This window comes from Desulfosporosinus acidiphilus SJ4, from assembly GCF_000255115.2.
GTDB lineage: Bacteria > Bacillota > Desulfitobacteriia > Desulfitobacteriales > Desulfitobacteriaceae > Desulfosporosinus > Desulfosporosinus acidiphilus.
On the sequence record NC_018068.1, the window covers coordinates 3,288,407 to 3,306,045 of the forward strand.

Genomic DNA, 17,639 nt, shown 5'->3' on the forward strand with positions numbered 1-17,639 from the left:
GCTAAACCTCCTTACCTGACGCAAGGGTCTGATCCTTACGCCAGCGTTTTTGAACCATTTGAACGATATCCTTTGAGGCCACTAAAAATATGATGATTCCCGATATAACATCGGTTAAATTAGCCGGGACTCCGGAAACCAATTGCATAGATTGTCCCCCTGAAGACAAAGCGGCAAAGAATATCGAAGCAAGAATAACCCCAAAAGGATTATTATTGGCAAGCAGAGCAACGACAATAGCAGTAAAGCCATATCCTGACGAGAAACTGTCATAGAGCCGATGCTGAACACCCAGCATCTGTACAGCTCCTGCCAGACCTGCAAGCATACCACTGATAAATAAAGCTAAGATAAGGTGTAAGGGAACATTAATTCCGGCATATTTTGCCGCCCGGGGATTTAAGCCTACGGATCTCAAGCGATAGCCCAACGTTGTTTTGTAGAGCATCCAATAGACTATGATACAAGCAACCAAGGCGATTAAAAGCCCCCAGGACAATTGAGTGCGCTGAACAATCAGACCAATCGTTGCCGAGGGTAATATAACCGGAGATTGTGGGGTATATCCGGGCTGCATCATCGGACCATTTTCCAGCATATAGTGACTTAAAAAAATTGCAATATAACTCATCATCATGGTTGTAATGACTTCGTGAGCTCCGACAAATGCCTTAGCCAATCCAGGGATAATCCCTCCCCATAAACCTGCAGCTAACATGGCCAAGACAATGGCAATGGTAATATGCAATATGGAAGGAAGTCCTTTCAGTGAGTAACCAATCCAGACAGCCACCATGCTGCCGATCCAATATTGTCCTTCCGCCCCAATGTTAAACAACCCGGACTTAAAGGCAATTGCCACTCCAAGACCTGAAAGGATAAGAGGAATCGCGCTAGCCAAGGTATTAGAGAAATTTGCAGTAGAACCAAATGCTCCGGAAAATAGAGCTCCGTAAGCAGTGATCGGATTGTCTCCTGTGATTAACATGACCCCCGCACCGATTAGTAGAGCAATTACTATCGCCAACAAAGGGGTAATCAAGCCTTTTAGTGTTTTCTGCATTTTCACCCCTCCTTCTCCATGTCTACACCTGTCATCAATAAGCCCAGTTGTTCGCGAGTTGCTTCTCCCCCAGGAACAATTGCCATTAACTTTCCGTCATGGATCACTCCAATACGATCGGACAAGGCCATAATCTCATCTAATTCCAAAGAAACTAAAAGAACACCTTTTCCCTGAGCACGCAGCTCCAAAAGTTTATTATGAATAAATTGGATAGCCCCAACATCAAGGCCGCGAGTCGGCTGTGCGGCAATCAGCAGTTCAGGATTCCGAGAGACTTCACGGGCAAGGATGACTTTTTGCTGATTTCCGCCGGAAAGATTTCTGGCCAAAGCGTGAATTCTTCGAGGCCGAACGTCAAAGGCTTCTGACAAACGGGTGGAGTATTCTTCGATTGACTTTTTATTTAATTGACCCAGATGTGAATAGGGTTCCGCTGAGAAGTCTCGGAGTACAAAATTCTCCGTCAGTTCGAAATCCAACACCAATCCATCTAAATGACGATCTTGAGGGATATAAGCAATCCCTTCCTTTGTCCGCTGGCGAACTGTTGAATGGGTGATATCTTTTCCCAGAAATTCGATTTTGCCCTCTTTACAGGGCATTAGGCCGGTAATTGCTTCGATGAGCTCAGATTGGCCGTTTCCATCGATTCCAGCTAAACCAAAGATTTCTCCGCGATGAACTTGAAAACTAACGCCTTTTACTTTATCACTCCGGTCGGCTGAAACAACAACGTCCTCAACCTTCAGAATAGGTTCGCCTGGCTCTTGGGGCGGTTTAGAGACGTGGAGTACGACTTCCCGTCCAACCATCATGTTAGCAAGATCTTGAGCGGAAGCAGATTTTGTCTCAACAGTATTGACGGTTTTACCTGCCCTCATGACAGTTACCCGATCGGAAATGCGCTTAACTTCATCAAGCTTATGGCTGATAAAAATAATGGGAATCCCCTGCGAGCGAAGTCGTTCCATGACTAAGATTAATTCTTCAACTTCTTGAGGTGTGAGCATAGCTGTCGGTTCATCCAAAATAAGAAGCTTAGCCTTGCGATAAAAAACTTTTAAAATTTCTACTCGCTGCTGAAGACCCACTGTGAGGTCCCCAACCTTAGCACTGGGATCGATATCCATATGATATTGTTTTGCGAGGTCACGAACCATCTCAATATTTTCACGGCGTCGATAGCGAATGTTACCAGGTTCTCCGCCAAGGACTATATTCTCAGCCACTGTTAAAGCAGGAATTAGCATGAAATGCTGATGAACCATTCCGATGCCTGCTTGGATTGCTTGGCGAGGACTTGTGAAGTTGAGTTCTTGATCATAAAGCTTTATGCTCCCCGAATCCGGTTTGTAAAGTCCATAGATGATTTTCATGAGCGTTGATTTTCCAGCGCCGTTCTCACCTAAAATTGCATGGATTTCTCCATCGCTCACACTAAAATTAACGTGATCATTAGCGATCACTCCCGGAAATGATTTTGTGATGTCTCTAACTTCTAAACAAGTACGCATAGTCCCCTCCATAATAAAGAAAACTTGGCTAGTGACAAGCCGTCAGGCGCAGGCACCAGCCTTAATAATAGGCAAACCGTCAGACCCAAGCAATACTGATACTTTTAGGACAATTATAGAAAGGGATTGCCTCATATTGGCTATGAAGCAATCCACTTGTCAAAACCCTTAGCAATCAAATCCAATTAGAAACCTGCGGGCATTTTGTTAGATACCTTAATTTTTCCGTCTTTGATTTGTTGGGCAACATCGTTTACCTTATCGACAACATCTTTAGGCACAGCTTTAATAGGCGTAGCAAAACCAACGCCATTATTGCTTAAATCAAAGTACACATCGCCGCTCTTGAATTTACCATCCATTGTATCCTTAATGATATCGTAAGTAGCAGTATCCATACCTTTGAGAGCACTTGTCATAACTGTCTCAGGAGCCATGTAATTCTGATCGGCATCAACACCGATAGCATAAACATTCTTTTGTTTGGCAGCATCAATAACCCCCGTACCGGTTCCGCCAGCGACCGGGAAAACAATATCAGCGCCATTGGCAATTTGCGAAAGTGCCGTTTGTTTACCTAAGGCGGGATCATCAAACTTGTTCGTATAGTTCAAATTTACCTTAATATCAGAATTCACACTTTTAGCACCTTGAATGAATCCGGCAATATAATCGTCAACCGGAGGAATTTTCATACCACCAACGACTCCAACCGTATTTTTGCCAAGGGCATTGGGAATCCCAGGTGTTTTCTCCATTAAGCCTGCCATGACCCCTACCAAATAGCCGCATTGTTCTGTTTTAAACATAGCAGAGGCAACATTGGGGCGATCTGTAACCTCAGAATCAATGATCATAAATTTGGTATTAGGGTACTCTTTGGAGACCTTTTCCACAGCATCTTGCATTAAGAATCCAACGGCAATGACCAAATTGTATTTATCCTGAGCAAAGCGCGTTAAATTAGTCTCATAGTCCGTCATCTGCTTCGATTCCACAACACCTTTGGTAATACCCAGATCAGATGCTGCTTTCTCTAACCCTTTGTTGGCCAAGAAGTTAAAACTGTGGTCGTTAAGCCCTCCGACATCTGTGACTAACCCGACTTTAAAATCCTTTTTCGCTGAGGCAGAGTTCGTGGATTTTGGCGCTGATGTGTTAGCGCATCCGACAAGAGCAACAGCCAGTGTAAGTACGACAACCAGAGTGCTTAGGAACCTTGACTTTTTCATTCTTTCTTTCCCTCCATCTAACTAACTAAATTGCCTTAATGAGACTTTGAAATCTAAGGTTCTGCTCTTTTAAGTCGTTGGACATCGAACAGCTCCATTACTAAGTTTAGCAAGTATTCAGAAAAGGGTCAAGGACTAATTTTGCATCGCTATTATCAATTATTATGAATATCATAGATATCTACCAAGTAGTATATGGTCTGCGAGCTAAGTTTATGTTAAAGTATTTTGAATCGCTGGTAATGTCTTGCTTGCTGTCAACCCAATTCGGAAACGTTAGGGAATAACCTATTTCCGGTACTTCAACATCTACAGTTATTAAGCCCCGATTTTCCTTCTGATATTCATCAATTTCCCAGATGAGACCTTCGAAGAGAATCTTATACCTAATTTTTTCAATAGGAGGGACCATAGATATTCTTTTCAAAGCCTCCCGTTCCTCTTCAGTTGCCGAATAATTAACCGTTTCAATCTCTTGACGGGTGCCGTCACTTAGTTGTTCTTTTACCGTTATCTTGATGGAATTACCGAGGATTCTATAGCGAACTGACGGCACTTCAGACAAATACCCTTGAATTATGTACTGTCCTCCTTGCAGGTCAGGCAACTTTTCCTGGATTGCTAAAAATTTGCGTTCGATTTCCAAAGCCAAATTAACATCTCCTCTACAGACTTTAATCTAAATAAAAGTGAAGCAGGCAGCGTACGTTCCACTGCCTGCTTCTTCACCTTGTCCACTGATCCCCTAGAAGGTTCCCCAACCTTCTATTCTAATTTTACTAAATTCTTTTCGCCTGCGCAAGTATCTTTTAGGCAAAGTGACATTCTTTAACCAATACTTTTAGAAGGTGACTTGCTGGTATTGTATATCTGTATTATGATAAGAGACAATGAGATATTCCAGGATTCTGTTTCGTCTCTAAAAGATGCGGGACAGATCATTTTATATAGAGGAAGGAGACAACACCATGACAACGATGGGTTATTTAGGCCCAAAAGGAAGTTTTTCTGAAGAAGCAATCCATCTTTTTCTAGCTGATCATCCCGAGTTTAACCTGTCCCCGCCGCAGTTGATCCCCTTTCCCACCATTCCTCGTCTGCTGCTTGCTTGTGATGAAAACAAGATTGACTGGGCCTTCATTCCTTTAGAAAATTCGGCTGAAGGACAAGTTGGCGTAACCATGGATATACTGGGCCAGACTGAACACCTCTATATCAGCTATGAATTCGTCCAGCCAATTGACCAGTGTTTATTAACTCACGAACCCATGCCACTGGAACAAATCCAACGTATCTATTCTCACGAACAAGCAATTGGGCAATGCCGAGACTTTCTGGAAACACACCTTCCCCAGGTTGAACAAGTGACTTGTTTGAGTACGGCGGAAGCCGCTCAAAGAATATCGTCAATTCGGGAAAATTGGGCGGCTATTGGTCCACGCAGAGCGGCCGACCTTTATAATCTTCACATTCTGGCGGAACGCATTCAGGATGTGGTTCTTCAACCTACCAGATTTGTTCTTGTCGGTCATCGTTTGGCAGAAATGTCCGAAGGAAACGACAAAACCTCTTTACTAATTGTCGCCAATAATACTCCAGGTTCCCTATATTCTATTCTCGGGGAATTTTCCAAACGTCATATCAACCTTACCCGCATTGAATCGCGTCCTTCAAAGCGAAAACTTGGCGAGTATGTTTTCTTTATTGATGTTGACGGTTATGTTTTTGCTCCTCCGATCCAAGATGTTCTCCACGCCCTGAGAGTAGAAAACATTTCCGTTAAGTTGTTGGGTTCATACCCCAAAGCTCTTCCCGACGAAACAATCTTCTAAACGTCTTAAACGCCAATCAATGAGCCTTTTAGTATGTCACAGCGAAAACATATTAAAAGGCTCATTGATATTTATATTACGGGTCAATTTTCATTATCCCCATCGTAAGGATTGCCCAAACTTGAGGGAACTCGTTCAACTAAAGCTGAACATTAGGCTTCATATGGGAACTCTACCCCACCCGAAGTTTACGAAGGACCCACCCCCGCTTATGAAGTGGGGGCCTTAAAAACCGGATCAAAAAAAAGCGAGCGAAATACCCAAAGGGATAGTCACTTTACCACTATAGAGAGTGACTATCCCTTTCGTTAATGATTAGAGAAGCAAAACAGATGGAGGCGTAAATAGTCTCGGAAATCATCTGAAATTTGAAGCTTGACAGTTTCTAAAGATTTTCTTTAATAAACAGTTTCCGAATTGCTTCTTCAATGCTCTCAGGTTGGAAGGAATCAACGTTTCTGGCCTTCTTCTTATCTAAATCTTTTAATCCTTCAGGAATCTTCCAGCCTGTTAACTGACTTAGATCCGCTAAAGCCTGCCACTCATCTCTCTGCTTATGATTAATTCCTTCTAAAGCGATCAAAACATTAGGGGCAAATTTAAAAGGGCTGGCAGTTGAAGCGATCACGGTAAAGGTTGAGTCTTGACTTGATGTACGATAATCTTCAAAAACTTTCATGCCTACGGCAGTGTGAGGATCAAAAACATACTGATAAGCCTTATAACTGTGAGCAATAGTTTCTAAGGTCTCCTCTTCACTGGCCCAACCCGCGAACACAACTTCCCGGCAATTATTTAGCGTTTGAAGATCAACTTTAAAACTCCCCCGCTTTTCAGGAGCATACCAATCTTTAATTAAATCAGCCTTCCGTCCACTCATCTCATATAAGAAACGTTCAAAATTACTGGAAATCAAAATATCCATGGAAGGAGATATGGTTTGAAAAAAATCACGCTGACTTTGATATTCACCGGCAGCAAAAAAATTCGTTAATACATTATTCTTATTTGAAGCACAAATGATTTTGGCGATTGGCAAACCCATGCGCTGAGCATAATACGCCGCTAGTAAGTTCCCAAAGTTCCCTGTGGGTACAACCACATTCATCACGCCGCCAAGGGCAACCTTGTCCTGTTCAACCGCCTGCAAATAGGCCCAAAAATAATAGACGATTTGGGGCAGCAGTCGTCCCCAGTTAATCGAATTAGCTGAAGAGAAAACCAGCTTATTTTCCCACAGTTTAGTTTTTAGGGATTCTGAGGAAAACATTTGTTTAACCGCTGTTTGACACTGGTCAAAGTTACCTTTAACGGCAATCACATGGGTATTAGATCCTTCTGTGGTAGTCATCTGACGCTCTTGTACCGGGCTTACTCCGCCTTCAGGATAAAAAACTGCAATGTGCATGCCTGCCCGGTTTTTAAATCCCTCCAGGGCTGCTTTACCCGTATCTCCTGAGGTCGCAACTAAGATCAATACTTCTGCCTCAAGGCTAATTTGCTCAAGACTAATTTTTAGTAAGTCAGGTAATACTTGTAAAGCCATATCCTTAAAAGCTGATGTGGGACCATGCCAAAGTTCGAGTACGCCAAAATCACCCACTGAAACGAGCGGGGCTGGATTTTGGCCGTCAAAGGTTCCATCGGCATATACATTAACAATTTTGTCGAGAGTCACCTCAGCAAAATCCGGCAAATATGCTGTCATGACACGCTTGGCCACTTCACGATAGGAAAGTCCCTGAAGTTCTTGCCAATTCAAGACAGGAAACGTTGACGGAACAAAAAGTCCCCCTTTAGGTACCATACCTAATGCAATAGCTTGAGAAGCGCTTTGTCCCGATAAATTACCCCGAGTGCTTTCGTACATTTCATTTCCTTCCTTGACTTTAATTTTTTTATTTATTTGCGTTCTATTCGCAGTATATTCGCTATTACCCGCTAAATTCCTTCAAAATTAACAGACCAATCCCTGAGCAAGTTAATAAAAGGCAATCCTCCCCTATTTTTAAAGGAAAGTTGGATAAATATGTAGAATATCATGTTAAATATACTCTCCAAAACTACAACATTTTAGAAAGGCGGTGCCTTGAATGTCTGATTACACTATTCGCAGATATCGTCAAAGTTTAATTCTCGGCCTCATAGGGGTCGCCAAAAAACTCTTCCCAGATGAGCAGCTCAAAATTTCTCACTCAATACTCGATGGAGTCTATTGTGAGCTCGAAGACTCATTGTTATCCTCCAGGGAAGTCATTCAAGTTGAAGAAGCGTTAAGAAGCTGGGTATTATCAGATCAAACCATCTCTTGTAATCCAAGTCAAGATCATCTATATCAATGTCGCTTAGGTGACCTTGAAATTAAAACACTGTACCCCCCTCTCGAACGCACCGGTTCCTTACAGTTCTTCCAGCTGATTCATTTCCCTCCAGGCTTTATTCTGCTCTTTCCCAATGCTAATCACCCTGAAACACTGGCCCCTTTTGTCCCACCGGAAAAGCTTTCCTCTACCTTCTCTGAGAGCCAGCGTTGGTTGGAAAATTTGCACCTCGATAAAGTAAAGGACGTTAACGCCATTATATCTGAACATGGATCAAACGATCTAATTTGCTTAGCTGAAGCTTTGCACGAAAAGAAAATATCCTCTATTGCCGACCGTATCTATGAACAACGGCGTAATGTCCGCATGATTCTCATATCGGGACCTTCCTCTTCGGGCAAAACCACCTTCGCTCAGCGCTTATCAACTCAACTGAGAGTCAGCGGTCTGCGGCCTGTCGCCCTTTCTCTGGATAACTACTTCCTATCCAGGGAAGAAACTCCTCTCGATGAAAATGGGCAATATGATTTTGAATCTTTGAAAGCTTTAGATTTACCTCTCCTTGCTGCTCAGATAAATGCTCTCATTCGCGGTGAAAATGTAGAAACTCCAATTTTCGATTTTGTCCATGGAAGGCGATCACCGGCAGGTAAACCAATGCACCTTAGCTCAGATGAAATCCTTGTGATCGAGGGAATACACGGCCTTAATCCAAGTTTAATTCCTTCGCTGGATCGAAACCAAATGTTTAAGATCTATGTCAGCGCTTTATTTCAACTTAACATCGATAACTATACCAGAGTACCTACGACTGAAGTCAGACTTATACGACGTATCGTCAGAGATAATCAATTTCGCGGCATTAATCCTGAGCGGACATTAGCTCAATGGGAGAGCGTGCGCCGCGGTGAGAACCACAATATCTTTCCTTATCAAGAAGAAGCCGATGTTATGTTTAACTCCAGCCTTTTATATGAATTGAATGCGCTGCGCCCTTATGCGGAACGACTTCTGCTCACGGTCACCCCAGATTCTGATTACTATCAAACGGCGACTCATCTCTTAACCTTGCTGTCTTTCTTCAACTCCTTAGATGTTTCTACCATCCCCTTCATCTCGATTCTCAGAGAATTTTTAGGCGGGAGTATTTATAACGTTTAACCATATACAACCATCGTTCTCCTCCCGCCATCCCGCTAGTCTCCAGTGGAGAGCAGCGCACTTTTTGGTTCCAGAGACACTCAGCCAATCCGCTCTGCGGGAGTTTGAAATAAGTTGCGGCGTGGCGATAAACTCATTCGTTTATCGCCCAGTCAGTGGCTGATACCCTCGAATCTTAGTGAGAATGGTAAACGATAGTAAAAGAAAACTCCGCTCTGGTACTGAGACGGAGTTTTCTTTATTTATCAATCCATTTTTAAGTCAGTTATTTACTATTATTTAACTATTGGAAGAATCGTTTTGCTCTTCCAAACAAAGTTTCACATAAGCCATTAATATTTCTGCACTTTTCCGATTGGTCGCCAGAGGAACATTGTGAACATCACATACTCTTAACAATGCCGCAATATCAGGTTCATGGGCTTGAGCAGTTAATGGATCCCGCATAAAAATAATCATGTCTAAATTTTGCGTTGCAACTAAGCTGCCAATTTGTTGATCCCCTCCGATAGGACCTGACAACAGAGCTTGTACATTTAAGCCTACGTGTTGTTTAATCAATTTACCGGTTGTGCCAGTCCCGGTCAATTCACACTGAGCCAAGAGATCTTTGTGTGTTTTAGCAAATTCAATCATTTCTGCTTTTTTTTCATCATGGGCAATTAAGGCAATTCTCAAGTCTTCCACCTCATTCTTGTTAAGTAAGATTCAGTCTCGCTTCATCTATGAGTTTATGTGACGGATTTCCTCGGTTGCTGCTCTGATACAGAAGGTTAACTTTCGTCTCTCGGCAATACGACAAATTTCCCAAGGGTCTTGGATTAAACGCAGCTTTTCGGTCCGCTCACAACGTTTAATAGCATATTCTAAACGCAGGGCATCCCCCCATGAGTTAACCTCCCAGGCTTGAACCAGCGATATGGGAAGGTGAGAGGCTGTATATTTTGCCCCATGCCCTCCGGAACTTTTTCGATTATGTTCTTGCGCTCTCCGTTTGAGATCTGTAGTGGCCCCGGTATAAATCGTACCATCCCCACAACGTGCAAGATACACCCAATACCCCATACCTTACCCCTCTGCCCAAACTTCGATATGTGGACGGCTTGGCAGCAAATTCTGTTCATAGCACAAATCTAAATATTTTTGCAGTCCTGACCTTAGCATAGGATCTAAATCATAATGAAACTGAGTAAAATAATCCTCCCAAAAATCACCTGTTCCACCAAGCATCCCTTGGCAGGCATTGACGATATCCTCCATATGATTCAAGGCCTTCGATTTTGCCTCCAACAACAATTGATAAACACCCTTTATTTCATCGGCCTGCTTTAGCAGCAATTTCTTAGGAAAAGCCCATACAGAATAAGTCATAGAATGTCCCGTTTGTTTTAACCATTCTGCCCCCAAATCGTATATTAAACAATCCGGGTGTTCTTGGGCCGCTTGAATAGCGGAATCGGCTATCAAGAGCGCCGCATCTGCTTGAGCGAACATATCCGTTAGATTTGAAGGCGTCGTGATATAGTTAGGAAAAACCTTATAAAATCCATGGAGTAATATCTTTGTCAGATTAACAGAGGTTGCCGACATATCTGTTAAAGCAACGGTTAAACCATTTAAATTTTCTAAAGGAACTTTTGAAAACAAAAGAATAGAGCCTACTCTTCCTTTGGTAGAAACAGAGAGATTGGGGAGTACTAGATACTCTTTCCAATGCTCACCATAAGAAAATGCACTAATCGGGGCCATATCGATCAGCCCTTGGGCTAACATAGCATTATGCCCAGTCGGTTCTGCCGTAACTGACTTTAAGAGAGGATGTTCTTTAGGCAAAAAATAAAACATCGGCAACATGTTTGTATTCGGGTTATGTCCAATTCGGATCATTCAATTACCCCCATAAGGTTATACCTTTCAGCAAAATCAAGAATCTTAAGTTGATTTTCTAATTCTCTGCAATGATGGTATTGCCTAATTCTCCTATCGCAGGTATTTTAACAACGACCTCATCCCCGGGCTGCATTGGACCAACACCTTCTGGAGTCCCAGTTAGAACGACATCACCGGGATTCAAGGTCATAACTTGAGAAATAAAGCTTATTAGCCTTGGCACGGGTGTAATAAAATACTTTGTATTCGAGGATTGTTTAACTTCTCCATTCAGAAAAAGTTGAATATCCAAATCGCTTGGGTCGATATCTGTGACAACCCAAGGTCCAAGCGGACAAAACGTATCAAAGGACTTTCCGCGAGTCCATTGGCCATCTTTTTGCTGCAAATCCCTTGCCGTAACGTCATTGGCACATGTGTATCCTAAAATAGCGTTAGAGGCTTCCTCCTCTGTTACTCCTTTAATGGTCTTTCCAATAACTGCAGCAAGTTCAGCTTCAAAATCCACTCTCTGACTGATTTGGGGATAAATAATTTTATCTCCGGGTCCTATGACACTTGTTTGTGGTTTTAAAAAAACAATAGGGTCATCGGGTTTCGAAGGTTCCGTGTCCTTTAAATTTAAAGAACTTTTCATTTCTTTTATATGCAAAGAATAATTCAATCCTACACATATTACTTTACTAGGTTCAACAGGGGCCAGTAGGCGAACCTCTTCCAATTTTATTACTTGATCAGTAAGCTGTCTCTTGGAATCCAAGAATGTTCTGTCGAACAATCGAATGTTTGTATCCTCTAGGACACCAAATTTAATTTCATTGCTTTGATCCATAAAGCGAACAAATTTCACTTTTTTCACCCTTTCTAGTTTTTGATGGACTGGTTAATCCTATCCTTTTAATCCACGAATACCTAAGTAAGATGCCCTAGCCCGTATTCGATTATCTTCTTTGCATTTTAACACGAAAGGACTTTAAAAAGAAGAGACGCGAAATTTGTTGAATTAAAGTTCGTGACCCTTAGCCATCTTACAAACGGAAGCAACTGGACATGCCGGACAATTTGGCTTTCTGGCCGTACATATTCGTCTGCCCAAAAAAATTAATAAATGATGAAGATCCGACCATTGTTCGCGTGGAAATTGCTCCATCAATTCTTTTTCCACCTTCTCTGCTGTAGAACCTTCTGCCAGACCTATCCGATGTGCAACACGAAAAACATGAGTATCTACTGCTATAGCGGGAATTCCGTAAGCATTGCTGACAACCACATTAGCCGTTTTCCGTCCTACTCCCGGCAGTTTTCTCAATAAATCGATAGATTCAGGTACAATCCCAGAGTATTTTTCGACGAGTATTTGAGACGTTGCAAGAATACTTTTAGCTTTATTGTGAAACAAGCCTAAAGAACGAATTTTGCCTTCGAGACTACTTAATCCTAAAGCAAGAATATCCTCTGGAGTGTTAGCTGCCTCGAATAATGATGCTGTAACTTGATTCACTCTCTCATCAGTACATTGAGCAGACAAAATCGTGGCAATTAGAAGTTCAAAAGGAGTACGGAAGTTCAGCTCGCAGTGGGCATCAGGGAATTTATTTTGCAGAGCCGTATAAATATATTCCAGTTGGGAAGCGTCCAATTTTCTGTTCATTATTACCTCCCCCTAATGACGTGTAATTCTTAAATAATACATTTTCTGCCCTTTGACATTATATAATATGGGATTAAGTAAAAATCAAATAGATTACCCTAAACTAATGGAAAAAATAATGACGAACTCACTCTCTAGGGGTATACTTAAAAAGGTCTTTGCAAATTGGTATAAGTGAGGTAACAATATGTGGCTTAATCTTCTTATTGTCATCATTTTAGGTTTCTTGGCAGCGGCAGTTGATGCAATTGCAGGAGGCGGCGGACTCATAAGCCTACCGGCTTTATTACTCATTGGTGTACCCCCTCAACTAGCTCTAGGAACGAATAAGTTCGCTGCGTCCATGGCTTCCCTAAACAGTTCCATCACCTTCGCTCGTTCAGGTAAAGTGCATTTTCCATTAGTAAAATGGCAAATCCCCTTTACGTTTATTGGAGCGTTGCTTGGAGTATGGGCAGTCCTCAGCGTCAGTTCTCAATTTCTGAACAAAGTTGTCTTAATCTTAATCCTAATTGTCGGAATTTATACGATACTCCACAAGAACTTAGGTATGGAAAACCGCTTTGAACAATTAGTTCCCTCAAAACTTAGGGCAGGCTGTTGCTTTGCCTTGGCTTTAGGTTTCTACGACGGTTTCTTTGGCCCAGGAACAGGCTCTTTCTTAATTTTCTCCTTTATCGCACTTTTCGGCTTTGATTTCGTTTCAGCATCGGCAAATTCAAAGGTCTTAAATTTCGTCAGTAATTTTGCCTCACTGATACTATTTGCTTGGAACGGTAAAATCCTCTTCTTATACGGGATCCCAATGGCTCTGGCTATGATTTTAGGCTCATTTCTGGGAACAAAACTTGCCATTCGTCGGGGCGCCGCTCTTGTAAAACCTATCTTTATTACAATGTCTCTTTTAGTAGCATTTAAGTTAATTTACCAATATATTTAAAATTTATTATTTACTTATTCCAATTTATATTATTGAATTATAGGAAAATAGAGTGCTCCCTAGTCAAAGGCTTTCGTTACCTCCGACTAGGGAGCTCTTCTTATAGGGGCAGGTCCCATGCCGCAAAAGCGGTACCACTGATGATTAAAGTGATAACTACTTGAAATCATCGCTGAATACATCGGGTCGAACTGGATAACCATCCGGTTGTTGAACAGGATGATTAGCATCTGAAACTCCAAACAGTCTAATTCTTAACCAATTTTCGCCTGTTAGAGCACTGACAAGAAGATAACCCTTTGTATTATTTTGAAAGCGAAAGTCAAGCAGACCATAAGCAACAGTGGCATCTTGACCTTTTGAAACGTAAGATACGGGCAACGAGTGAACATGTCTTTCTTCCACTTTTAAGTTTGCTTGACGAACAGCTTGAAACAAGGTGCTGGAGTCTTGGCAAACGCCCCCCCCATCTCCTTTGACCTCTTTGCTATCTACGAAAATATAAGCGGGAAGGTACCCAGCCGCCTCAGTGCGTTCCCCAACCACCTTATTGTAAGAAAAAACCTCACCTGGGGCAATCAAGTGATTATTAATGGCATTAGCGGCTAATCTTACATTTTTGGTTCTTGAAATATCTTCGGGATTAAAATAAGTAGTATAATCTCCTAAGACATCCCCGACTTCATTGAGTTGATCCGTAGCAGGTTGAATTGGAACATCTTTTACTACCGCTTCAACTTGTTTGTCTGTATGGTTAGCGGCAATTTTACGCCATGTTGCGTCAATGTCCAGCGTTTGTCCTTTTTTACCTGCTATCTTTATAAAATGATGATTTTCATAAGAAATTGTTGCCGGAAGCATCGGTTCATTAATCTGGGTACTAATAGTCTTCAGTTGAGAAACAATATCTTCCCGGTCCAATTCTAAGACCGGATTCAAAACCGGTTTATGAATTAAACTTTGAAAGACATCCCAGTACCAAACTCCAGATGTGGGCGGAAAAACTTGGTTCAGCCAGTTGTCAATTTTAATGTAGGAGCGTTCCAATCTTAAGGGAAATATTTTTCCTTGGTAAACTACAGTCTTGGGAATCTCCGCTTTTAATTCAGAAGCTACCTCAGCTTGATTCAATCCAGAAAAGTTCCGACCCCAAATGATTAAACCTGATGGTGCGCGGTTATGTGTACTAGCATAAGCTACTACGCTCCCCAGACTTAAAGTTACACAAAACTGAACAACTAACGCGGTCAGAATGAATCCAGCCTTTTTCATTACTTTTCAGTTCCTTAATTTTTCTGTAAGTGCGATGTGATTTCCATCAATGTACTGCGCGAAGTAATAAACGATATCATTTCAGGAGTAATCCGTTCTCCTGCCCGCAAAACATTCCCATTGTCCAAAACAATGTCTTTTTCTACTATTTTGCCAATAAAATACTGCAGTTGACGCTGTTCAAACAGGTTAAATCCCTTATCGGCTTCGACCTCACCAGGAGCAGGAACTGGGGCAGGAGCAGGAGCGGCCTGTTCCTTGGCTTCTGTTACAGCGCTATTGGAAACCGATTCAACATTTCCAATTTGCGGTTTCCCTTGAATAGGTTCTTCGTTAAACCCCTCTACAATAAGCAATTCCTTACCTAAGGTAATAACCTTTTCGGCTCCAATTTCATGCTCTTGGTTATTAGTTTTAAAAATACAAGCAGCAATGCGGCCTGTCTCTTCATCGATAAGTATCTCGGTAACTTCTCCAATCAATTGCCCTTTTTTAGTCAGCACTTTTGTTCCAATCACTCGGGTATCCAAATTTAATAACTTTTGAGCATCTACATTTTGAGCAACATCTTGAATAACATTAGGGTTTGGTATCGTCATAGCGAATTCACCAACACCTAAAATATCTTTAAAGGCAATAATCTTGGCGCCAAAATAATCTGTAGGCTGATCAACAATAACAAAGTCTAAGGTTTTCTCTTGCGGATTAAGAACAAAATCCTTGACCACACCCGTTTGAGTACCATCCGAGATACTAATAATCCTTAATCCCATAATTTCTTTTGTAGGTTTCATTTTGCAAACCAGCCCCCTATTAATATAAATATTTATCGAGACCTTCTTTTTTTAACCAGATCTCAAATTGGTATTGTAAATCCAAACTGAATTGTGAACTATACTTTCGGGCATATTTCATAATTCTAAAAACTGCATAGTCAGATTTTCCAATATTCTTCCAGAGCCAATAACAATCCAAAATTAAGTAAAAAGCTACATCAGGCTTAGGTTCCAGAGTTAAAGCATGCATAAAATAAACTGCTGCCTGAGTAAAATTCCCAGCAAATTTCTCATTAAAGCCCAAATCAATAAGTTCTTCTAAGGATAAGGAGTCTAGCCGCTCATTCGTATGAACTTCAACCAATACAGATTCCTCAGGTAACGCTTCCGACGCAACAATTTCCTCAGGGTATTCCTCGGCGACTTCGGGTTCCTCGATTTCTTCTTCGGTGACTTCCGGTTCCTCAGTTGCCTCTTCGGTGACTTCAATTTCCTCAGTTACCTCTTCGGCGACTTCAGTTACCTCGGTTTCCTCTTCGGTGACTTCCGGTTCCTCAGTTGCTTCTTCGGTGACTTCAATTTCCCCAGTTACCTCTTCGGTGACTTCCGGTTCCTCAGTTGTCTCTTCGGCGACTTCAATTTCCTCAGTTACCTCTTCGGCGACTTCAGTTACCTCGGTTTCCTCTTCGGCGACTTCAGTTACCTCGGTTTCCTCTTCGGCGACTTCAGTTACCTCGGTTTCCTCTTCGGCGACTTCAATTTCCTCAGTTACCTCTTCGGCGACTTCAGTTACCTCGGTTTCCTCTTCGGCGACTTCCATTACCTCGGTTTCCTCTTCGGTGATTTCCGGTTCCTCAGTTTCCTCTTCGGCGACTTCAGTTACCTCGGTTTCCTCTTCGGCGACTTCAGTTACCTCGGTTTCCTCTTCGGCGACTTCAGTTACCTCGGTTTCCTCTTCGGCGACTTCAATTTCCTCAGTTACCTCTTCGGCGACTTCCATTACCTCGGTTTCCTCTTCGGCGACTTCCATTACCTCGGTTTCCTCTTCGGCGACTTCCATTACCTCGGTTTCCTCTTCGGCGACTTCCATTACCTCGGTCTCCTCTTTGGTGACTTCCGGTTCCTCAGTTGCCTCTTCATCGACTTCAATTACCTCAGTTGCCTCTTCGGTGACTTTTGTCCCCTCGAATTCTTCATCCGCTTTGTTTTCACCGAGTTCCTCTTTCTGTAAGTCTTCGGCATGATATGCTTCTACTGCTGCTGCTTCGTTCAATACTTCATTCCTGTCTAAACGAGAGTTTTCTATGCACTCGGAATCCTCAAAGTCATAGAGCTCGCCGGATATTAGTTCCGCTTGATTCGAATGGTCTTTCTCCGCAATGGATTCTGCTATGCCGAAATTTTGATGACTACTAGAGTAACCTTCATCATTGAGGTTAATTTGTTCATTTCTTTTGTCGTTATTCCTCGTTTCAGCATAGCTGTCTCTTTGGGAATCTGTTTTTTGTTTTTTGACAATTTTCACAACGATGCTTGGCCAAAAAGAACCTGCGAATATCAGGACTATAGTTAAAATAAGCCACAAACTAATATACCCTGACTGGAGAGCACTGGGAAAAGCCATCACATCTCCACACAATAAGAAAGCAATAAAAACAGCACTTCGTTTAGTCAATCCCCAAGATTTTGCTCTCACAGTTATGAACGCAACAAACGGAATACTTCCCAAAAAAACAATCACTTCATATGCCAGAGTACGGGTCCCCCCTTCTTCTGTACAATCTTTATTTAGATTCGACAGAAAATTACTTTCTCCTTCTTCTATTTCCACAGTTTGCAAGCATTCTGCGCTGCGAAAAATACAGTGAATTCTGATTCGAATTACATTTGTTGCATTCGTATATAAAGAAAACTTAGCTGGCGCTAAGCCTCCGGCGAAGCGGCAGGTTAGTTGCACTTATGCCAGAGGACGAAGACACTGTCT

The 17,639-nt window shown here is 42.1% G+C and carries 16 protein-coding genes; 3 read left to right on the forward strand and 13 right to left on the reverse strand.

Features of this window, described 5'->3' with window-relative positions:
• Nucleotide 1 precedes the first annotated feature (1 nt).
• The 4 genes from DESACI_RS14995 to DESACI_RS15010 all read right to left on the reverse strand — a co-directional run bounded on the left by DESACI_RS14995 (nucleotide 2) and on the right by DESACI_RS15010 (nucleotide 4,464).
• Nucleotides 2-1,063 carry an ABC transporter permease gene (locus tag DESACI_RS14995; protein ID WP_014828043.1) on the reverse strand — a complete coding sequence of 354 codons (1,062 nt, stop codon included), beginning with the start codon at nucleotides 1,061-1,063 and terminating at the stop codon, nucleotides 2-4.
• A gap of 2 nt (nucleotides 1,064-1,065) precedes the next feature.
• Entirely contained in the window at nucleotides 1,066-2,580 is a 1,515-nt protein-coding gene (locus DESACI_RS15000; RefSeq protein ID WP_014828044.1) for an ABC transporter ATP-binding protein, read from the reverse strand.
• Nucleotides 2,581-2,765: 185 nt separating this feature from the next.
• Nucleotides 2,766-3,812 carry a BMP family lipoprotein gene (locus DESACI_RS15005; protein ID WP_014828045.1) on the reverse strand — a complete coding sequence of 349 codons (1,047 nt, stop codon included), beginning with the start codon at nucleotides 3,810-3,812 and terminating at the stop codon, nucleotides 2,766-2,768.
• 181 nt (nucleotides 3,813-3,993) lie between these two features.
• Entirely contained in the window at nucleotides 3,994-4,464 is a 471-nt protein-coding gene (locus DESACI_RS15010) for a CYTH domain-containing protein (protein WP_014828046.1), read from the reverse strand.
• 316 nt (nucleotides 4,465-4,780) lie between these two features.
• Between DESACI_RS15010 and pheA the strand changes: the two genes are divergently transcribed.
• Nucleotides 4,781-5,644, forward strand: coding sequence for a prephenate dehydratase (gene pheA, locus DESACI_RS15015; protein ID WP_014828047.1), 864 nt, complete (start codon nucleotides 4,781-4,783; stop codon nucleotides 5,642-5,644).
• A gap of 385 nt (nucleotides 5,645-6,029) precedes the next feature.
• Here pheA and thrC read toward each other — a convergent pair whose 3' ends face one another.
• Nucleotides 6,030-7,514 carry a threonine synthase gene (thrC, locus tag DESACI_RS15020; protein ID WP_014828048.1) on the reverse strand — a complete coding sequence of 495 codons (1,485 nt, stop codon included), beginning with the start codon at nucleotides 7,512-7,514 and terminating at the stop codon, nucleotides 6,030-6,032.
• A gap of 223 nt (nucleotides 7,515-7,737) precedes the next feature.
• Between thrC and DESACI_RS15025 the strand changes: the two genes are divergently transcribed.
• A complete protein-coding gene (locus DESACI_RS15025) occupies nucleotides 7,738-9,126 on the forward strand; it encodes a uridine kinase family protein (RefSeq protein ID WP_014828049.1) in 1,389 nt (462 codons plus the stop codon).
• A 279-nt stretch (nucleotides 9,127-9,405) separates the two neighbouring features.
• On the opposite strand, the gene DESACI_RS15030 is transcribed toward DESACI_RS15025, so the two are convergent.
• From DESACI_RS15030 to nth, 5 genes are all read right to left on the reverse strand, one after another.
• Complete coding sequence (locus tag DESACI_RS15030; RefSeq protein ID WP_014828050.1) at nucleotides 9,406-9,804, reverse strand: methylglyoxal synthase; 399 nt, start codon at nucleotides 9,802-9,804, stop codon at nucleotides 9,406-9,408.
• Between the two features lie 45 nt (nucleotides 9,805-9,849).
• Nucleotides 9,850-10,191, reverse strand: coding sequence for a GIY-YIG nuclease family protein (locus DESACI_RS15035; RefSeq protein WP_014828051.1), 342 nt, complete (start codon nucleotides 10,189-10,191; stop codon nucleotides 9,850-9,852).
• A gap of 3 nt (nucleotides 10,192-10,194) precedes the next feature.
• Nucleotides 10,195-11,013, reverse strand: a complete 819-nt coding sequence (locus DESACI_RS15040) for a menaquinone biosynthetic enzyme MqnA/MqnD family protein (RefSeq protein WP_014828052.1) — start codon at nucleotides 11,011-11,013, stop codon at nucleotides 10,195-10,197.
• Between the two features lie 58 nt (nucleotides 11,014-11,071).
• Complete coding sequence (locus DESACI_RS15045; RefSeq protein WP_014828053.1) at nucleotides 11,072-11,866, reverse strand: fumarylacetoacetate hydrolase family protein; 795 nt, start codon at nucleotides 11,864-11,866, stop codon at nucleotides 11,072-11,074.
• A 153-nt stretch (nucleotides 11,867-12,019) separates the two neighbouring features.
• Nucleotides 12,020-12,667: an endonuclease III gene (gene nth / locus DESACI_RS15050; RefSeq protein WP_014828054.1), complete on the reverse strand. Its 648-nt coding sequence runs from the start codon at nucleotides 12,665-12,667 to the stop codon at nucleotides 12,020-12,022.
• Nucleotides 12,668-12,854: 187 nt separating this feature from the next.
• On the opposite strand from nth, the gene DESACI_RS15055 reads away from it, so the two are divergent.
• Nucleotides 12,855-13,607, forward strand: coding sequence for a TSUP family transporter (locus DESACI_RS15055; protein ID WP_014828055.1), 753 nt, complete (start codon nucleotides 12,855-12,857; stop codon nucleotides 13,605-13,607).
• A gap of 156 nt (nucleotides 13,608-13,763) precedes the next feature.
• Here the strand turns inward: DESACI_RS15055 and DESACI_RS15060 are convergent, their stop codons facing one another.
• From DESACI_RS15060 to DESACI_RS23150, 3 genes are read right to left on the reverse strand one after another with little or no spacing between them, the layout of a single operon-like run.
• Nucleotides 13,764-14,879: a VanW family protein gene (locus tag DESACI_RS15060; protein WP_014828056.1), complete on the reverse strand. Its 1,116-nt coding sequence runs from the start codon at nucleotides 14,877-14,879 to the stop codon at nucleotides 13,764-13,766.
• 14 nt (nucleotides 14,880-14,893) lie between these two features.
• Nucleotides 14,894-15,673 (reverse strand): PRC-barrel domain-containing protein, encoded by a 780-nt coding sequence (locus DESACI_RS15065; RefSeq protein WP_014828057.1) that lies wholly within the window; start codon nucleotides 15,671-15,673, stop codon nucleotides 14,894-14,896.
• A gap of 19 nt (nucleotides 15,674-15,692) precedes the next feature.
• The gene (locus tag DESACI_RS23150; protein ID WP_014828058.1) at nucleotides 15,693-17,612 is read right to left on the reverse strand and encodes a hypothetical protein; all 1,920 of its coding nucleotides are present in this window, start codon (nucleotides 17,610-17,612) and stop codon (nucleotides 15,693-15,695) included.
• Nucleotides 17,613-17,639 lie beyond the last annotated feature (27 nt).